The organism is Aeromonas sp. QDB18, from assembly GCF_027705325.1.
Lineage (GTDB): Bacteria > Pseudomonadota > Gammaproteobacteria > Enterobacterales > Aeromonadaceae > Aeromonas > Aeromonas caviae.
This window is the reverse complement of sequence record NZ_JAPDBQ010000358.1, coordinates 1-574: the sequence shown is the minus strand read 5'-3', so window position 1 is coordinate 574 and position 574 is coordinate 1. Positions and strand designations below refer to the sequence as shown.

The 574-nt window shown below is 57.1% G+C and carries 1 protein-coding gene; it reads left to right on the top strand.

The window, feature by feature from the left end; genetic code table 11:
* Positions 1-516: IS5 family transposase (locus OKC30_RS21340; protein ID WP_270809847.1), on the top strand; the 516-nt coding region annotated here is incomplete at its 5' end.
* Between the last annotated feature and the right edge of the window lie 58 nt (positions 517-574).

The following is a 574-nucleotide window of genomic DNA, read 5'->3' as shown; positions in this document are numbered from 1 at the left end:
GTCAGGAAACACGGCCATGAGAAGCGCCGGGTATGGCGCAAGCTGCATCTGGCGGTGGACCCTGTCAGCCATGACATCGTGGCGGCAGAGGTCTCGCTGGAGAATGTCCATGATGCCGAAGTCTTGCCCACGCTGCTTAATCCACTGCGCCGTCAGCTGGGCACGGTGTATGCCGATGGTGCCTATGACGCCAAGGCCTGCCATGAATTGATAACCCGCAAAGGGGCCACGGCTTGCATTCCACCACGCAAGAATGCTGGATTATGGGAGGAAGGACATCCGCGTAATGATGCGGTGCTGGTCATGCGCAAGGAGGGGCTACCTCATTGGAAGAAGGCATCCGGTTATCATCGGCGCTCGCTGGCAGAAACGGCGATGTGCCGTTTCAAGCAGTTGCTGACGGGGAAACTGAGCTTGCGCAAGTACAACAACCAAGTGGGTGAAGTGATGGCCTATGTCTGTGCCATGAACAAACTGAACGCCCTTGGTCTACCTATCAGAAGGCCCCGAGTGTAGCCATCGCTCAAGGCCGGAGGAAAGGGCGTTTCAATAGTCGATTTGGGCAACAACGCCC